The sequence below is a fragment of the Pseudoduganella sp. RAF53_2 genome (assembly GCF_052113985.1).
Taxonomy (GTDB): Bacteria; Pseudomonadota; Gammaproteobacteria; order Burkholderiales; family Burkholderiaceae_D; genus Rugamonas.
In genome coordinates this window covers 1-4483 of record NZ_JBFRDW010000505.1, presented here as the reverse complement: position 1 = coordinate 4483, position 4483 = coordinate 1, and the positions used below count along the sequence as shown (strand labels likewise).

The 4483-nt window shown below is 61.4% G+C and carries 5 protein-coding genes; all 5 read left to right on the top strand.

Features of this window, described 5'->3' with window-relative positions; genetic code table 11:
* Nucleotides 1-75 precede the first annotated feature (75 nt).
* Nucleotides 76-747, top strand: a complete 672-nt coding sequence (locus AB4Z11_RS24070; protein ID WP_442028202.1) for a DUF484 family protein — start codon at nt 76-78, stop codon at nt 745-747.
* A gap of 2 nt (nt 748-749) precedes the next feature.
* On the top strand, nt 750-1688 hold the full coding sequence (locus AB4Z11_RS24065) for a tyrosine recombinase XerC (RefSeq protein ID WP_442028200.1): 939 nt from the start codon (nt 750-752) through the stop codon (nt 1686-1688).
* Between the two features lie 105 nt (nt 1689-1793).
* The gene (locus AB4Z11_RS24060) at nt 1794-2846 is read left to right on the top strand and encodes a CobW family GTP-binding protein (protein ID WP_442028199.1); all 1053 of its coding nucleotides are present in this window, start codon (nt 1794-1796) and stop codon (nt 2844-2846) included.
* 70 nt (nt 2847-2916) lie between these two features.
* Nucleotides 2917-3366 carry an RNA polymerase-binding protein DksA gene (dksA, locus tag AB4Z11_RS24055; protein ID WP_442028197.1) on the top strand — a complete coding sequence of 150 codons (450 nt, stop codon included), beginning with the start codon at nt 2917-2919 and terminating at the stop codon, nt 3364-3366.
* 69 nt (nt 3367-3435) lie between these two features.
* Nucleotides 3436-4483: STAS domain-containing protein (locus tag AB4Z11_RS24050; protein ID WP_442028196.1), on the top strand; the 1048-nt coding region annotated here is incomplete at its 3' end.

Sequence of the window (4483 nt, the reverse complement as noted above, 5' to 3'; positions counted from 1 at the left end):
CCCGGGATCAGACCCGAGGGTCTGACCCTGGGTTCGGGTTAGAATGTGGCTTGCCATAACTAGATGTACTAAACAATGACCGCTATCCTGGATTCCGCCGCCGTCGCGCAATACCTGGCCGACCACCCGCACTTCTTCGAAGAACACGCCAATTTGCTGGGCGACGTGAAGCTCTCCAGTCCTCTGACCGGCCGCGCCGTGTCGCTGCAGGAGCGTCAGATGGAAGTCATGCGCGACAAATATAAAGCGCTGGAACTGCGCCTGTCGGAACTGACCCGCCACGCCCAGGAAAACGCGACCATCGCCAACCGCTTCCACAGCTGGAACCAGGCGCTGCTGCAAGTGCGCGACATCGCCGACCTGCCGAGCGCCGTGACCGAAGGCCTGATGAACAGCTTCCACGTGCCGCAAGCCACGCTGCGCCTGTTCAACGTCGCCGAAGACTACGCCGGCGAATGGTTCGCAGGCGACGCCAGCGAAGATGCGCGCCTGTTCGCCAACAGCCTGATGGCGCCTTACTGCGGCGGCAATAACGATTTCGAAGCTGCGCGCTGGCTGGCAGATGCCGAGCACATCAAGTCCGTGGTGATCCTGCCGCTGCGCAAGCCGGGCGTGAAAGGCGCGGCCTTCGGTCTGCTGGTGATGGGCTCGCCCGATCCGGAACGCTTCACTTCGCTGATGGCGACCGACTTCCTGGTCCACATCGGCGAAACGGCCAGCGTCGCACTGGCCCAGCTGCAGGACTGACTATGAGCAGCAAGCTGGACGCGGCCGATGCGTACCTGACGCACCTGGCCACCCAGCGCAAACTGTCCGCGCACACGGTCGCCGCTTACGGCCGCGACCTGCGCGAACTGGCCCAGCTGTCCGGCGACAAGGACTGGGCCGGCCTCACCCAATTCGATGTGCGCCGCTACACGGCCCAACTGCATTCGCGCGGGCTGGATGGGCGCTCGATTGCGCGCAAGCTGTCCGGCTGGCGCGGTTTCTTCGAATGGCTGGGACGCAATGGCGGTGTCAGCGCCAATCCCGTCGAAGGCGTGAAACCGCCCAAGCGCGCCAAGACCCTGCCCAAGGCGCTGTCAGTCGACGACGCCGTCAATCTGGTCAATCCCGCTATTCCGCGCGCCGACTCCAACGCGCCCGCCCGCCTGTGCGACAAGGCCATGTTCGAGCTGCTGTATTCCAGTGGCCTGCGCGTGTCCGAACTGGCGGGTCTCGATGTGCACTACCGCAAGGCGGAGGCCGGCCATCCCGCATCGGTGGGCTGGTTTGAGCGCGACAACGCAGAAGTGGTGGTGACCGGTAAAGGCGGCAAGATGCGCCGCGTGCCGGTCGGCAGCGCCGCGCTGGAGGCCATCACCGCCTGGCTGGCCGTGCGCCAGCCGCCAACCGATGGCAGCCACGCCCTCTTCCTCAGCGAGCGTGGCACGCGCGTATCGCCGCGCGTGATCCAGATGCGCCTGAAGACGCACAGCCTGGCCGCAGGCACGCCGGTGCATGTGCACCCGCACATGCTACGCCACAGCTTTGCCTCGCATGTTCTGCAATCGTCCGGCGATTTGCGCGCGGTGCAGGAAATGCTGGGGCATGCCAGCATCACCTCGACCCAGGTCTACACGGCCCTGGATTTCCAGCATCTGGCGCTGGTCTATGACAAGGCGCACCCGAGAGCTAAAATCAAATAAGGCGGATTGATGATCCGCCCTACTTGATGTATATCAATTGCCGCGTTTGCCAGTGTTAAAGAAATTCATGCATAATCGTCCGATTCTTAAAGCGGCGAGCTGAACATGGCACTGATTCCTACTACCATCCTGACCGGCTTTCTCGGCGCAGGCAAAACCACGCTGCTGAACCGCATTCTGCAAGAGCAGCACGGCATGCGCATTGCCGTCATCGAAAACGAATTTGGCCAGGAAAACATCGACAACGAAATTCTCGTGCAGGAAAGCCGCGAGCAAATCGTTGAAATGAATAACGGCTGCATTTGCTGCACCGTGCGCGGCGACCTGATTATCGGCCTGACCGATCTGGCGAAAAAACGCGCTGCCGGTGAAATCCAATTTGACCGCGTGGTGATTGAAACCACCGGCCTGGCGAATCCTGGCCCAGTGGCCCAGACCTTTTTCATGGATGAAGAAGTGGGCAGCCACTACCTGCTGGACGCCATCGTTACCGTAGTCGACGCGCGCCACGCCATGCAGCAGCTGGACGACAACGAAGAAGCCCAGCGCCAGGTGGGCTTCGCCGACAAGATCCTGCTGTCGAAAACCGACCTGGTCGATGAAGCGGCGATCGCGGAACTGATCGCGCGTCTGAAGCGCATCAATCCGCGCGCCCCGATCGGCAAGAGCGACTTCGGCCGCGCCCCGATCACCGAGGTGCTGGATCTGCGCGGCTTCAACCTGAACGAAAAGCTGGAAATCGATCCCGACTTCCTGCAAGCCGAGGAACACGACCACGATCACCACGATCACGACCACGAGCACGGCGAACACTGCAATCACCCCAGCCATGCGCATGACCACCACCATGCCCATCACACGGATGAAATTGCCGCCTTTGTGTTTAAAAGTGAACGTCCGTTCGATCCCGCCAAGCTGGATGAATTCCTGGGCGGACTCGTCAATGTGTACGGCCCTCGCATGTTGCGCTACAAAGGCGTATTGTTGATGCAGGGCGCAGAAAGGAAAGTTGTATTCCAGGGCGTACACCAGTTGATGGGGAGCGACCTGGGTGCAAAATGGGGCGAAAACGAGACACGTGGAAGCAAAATGGTGTTTATTGGCAAAAATCTTCCAAAAGACATCTTTATTGGCGGTCTTGAACAATGTTTGGTATAAACTAAGACGTTTTTTTTGAGCCGTAACGCTGCAATTTGAAAACTCTGTCGTATCGAAGGTAAGCGAAGTCATGACAAAAGCAAACAAATCGACCCCCGCCGCAGCAGAAGCTCCAATCCTCACCGAAGAAGAAATTCTGAAGATGAGCGATAAGGACTATATGAATCCGGCCCAGCAGGCGTTTTTCAAAGCCAAACTCCAAGCGCTGGAAAAGGAATTGCTCAAAAATGCCGGCGAAACCACTGAACACCTGCGCGAAACCGTGCTGGTGCCAGACCCTGCCGACCGCGCCACCATCGAGGAAGAGCACGCACTGGAACTGCGTACCCGCGACCGCGAGCGCAAGCTGCTGAAGAAAGTGCAGCAATCGCTGATCGCCATCGACAATGGTGACTACGGCTGGTGCGAGGAAACGGGCGAGCCGATCGGCATTCCCCGCCTGATCGCGCGTCCGACCGCAACCCTGTCCCTGGAAGCGCAGCAACGCCGCGAGCTGAAACAGAAGCTGTACGGCGACTAAGCGCACTGTTGACGAAAAAAGCACGCCGTGGCGTGCTTTTTTTTGCCTCTGAGATACACTAACAGTCCCATGGGACTTTTTTCGATTTTCAAAAAGAACAAGGCTGGCGAAATCGTCGAGGATGACGAGGCCGCCGCACGTCTGGCCGCGGACAGCGAACTGGAACGCCAGCGCGCCTCCGCGCAAACGGAGTTGCAGCGCGATATCGCCCGTGCCACCGCCATGAAGATCGACGCCATTGAGGCGGCGATGGCGGCTGACATCTTCAACGAGCCGGAGCCGGCCTGGAAACGGCCTCGCCCCAACCTTCCGGCTACGGCAACCGCCAACGGCAATACCCTGCCCATGCTCGACCAGCACACCACCGAGTTGCTGGGCGACGACGAAACCCCGCTGGAGGCCGCTGCGGCCGAAAGCGCGCCCATCGTCGAGGAAATCGCCATCCTGTACGCCAACGGCCAGACCGATGCCGCGCGCCAGATCCTGGCCGCCAGTCTGCGCGAGTCCGGCGCCACGCAGGACCGCACGCCGTGGTGGATGCTGTTCGATCTGTACCAGGTGCTGAACGACCAGATGGCGTTCGACGACCTGTCCATCGATTACGCCAGCAAATTTGAAACCTCGCCGCCGTCCTGGGCGCCGCTGCCGGCCGAAGCGCCTGCCGCTGCCGGCGCCGGCTACACGGGCCTGACGCCGACCGTGGCCGTAGCCGGCGTGCTGGATAGCAGCATCGCCGTCCAGCTGGCCAAGGTGGATACGGCCCCAAGCCGCCTGCCGCTGCGCTTCGACTTCAGCCGCGTCAACGGTGTCGCACCGGAAGGCTGCGGACTGCTGCTGGACGCCCTGCGCAAAGCCCAGGCTGGCCAGCGCGAGCTGATCGTGGCCGCTGCGGCCGAACTGGCGACGCAGGTACGCGCCATCCTCGACGTGGGCCGCCGCGACGAAGGCGAAGCGCCCTGGCTGCTCTATCTCGAACTGCTGCGCCTGCAAAACCGCGAGAAGGATTTCGAAGAGGCCAGCATGGACTATTGCGTCACCTTTGAAGTGTCGCCGCCGCCCTTCGTGGCGCCGACCAAGGTGGCCAATGCGCCCAAACAGGCCGCCTCCGGCGCGTCCG

Bases quoted from the DNA above. Each gene is read 5' to 3' on its own strand.
- dksA (WP_442028197.1), top strand. From the start codon at position 2,917: ATGACAAAAGCAAACAAATCGACCCCCGCCGCAGCAGAAGCTCCAATC.
- AB4Z11_RS24070 (WP_442028202.1), top strand. From the start codon at position 76: ATGACCGCTATCCTGGATTCCGCCGCCGTCGCGCAATACCTGGCCGAC.
- AB4Z11_RS24065 (WP_442028200.1), top strand. From the start codon at position 750: ATGAGCAGCAAGCTGGACGCGGCCGATGCGTACCTGACGCACCTGGCC.
- AB4Z11_RS24060 (WP_442028199.1), top strand. From the start codon at position 1,794: ATGGCACTGATTCCTACTACCATCCTGACCGGCTTTCTCGGCGCAGGC.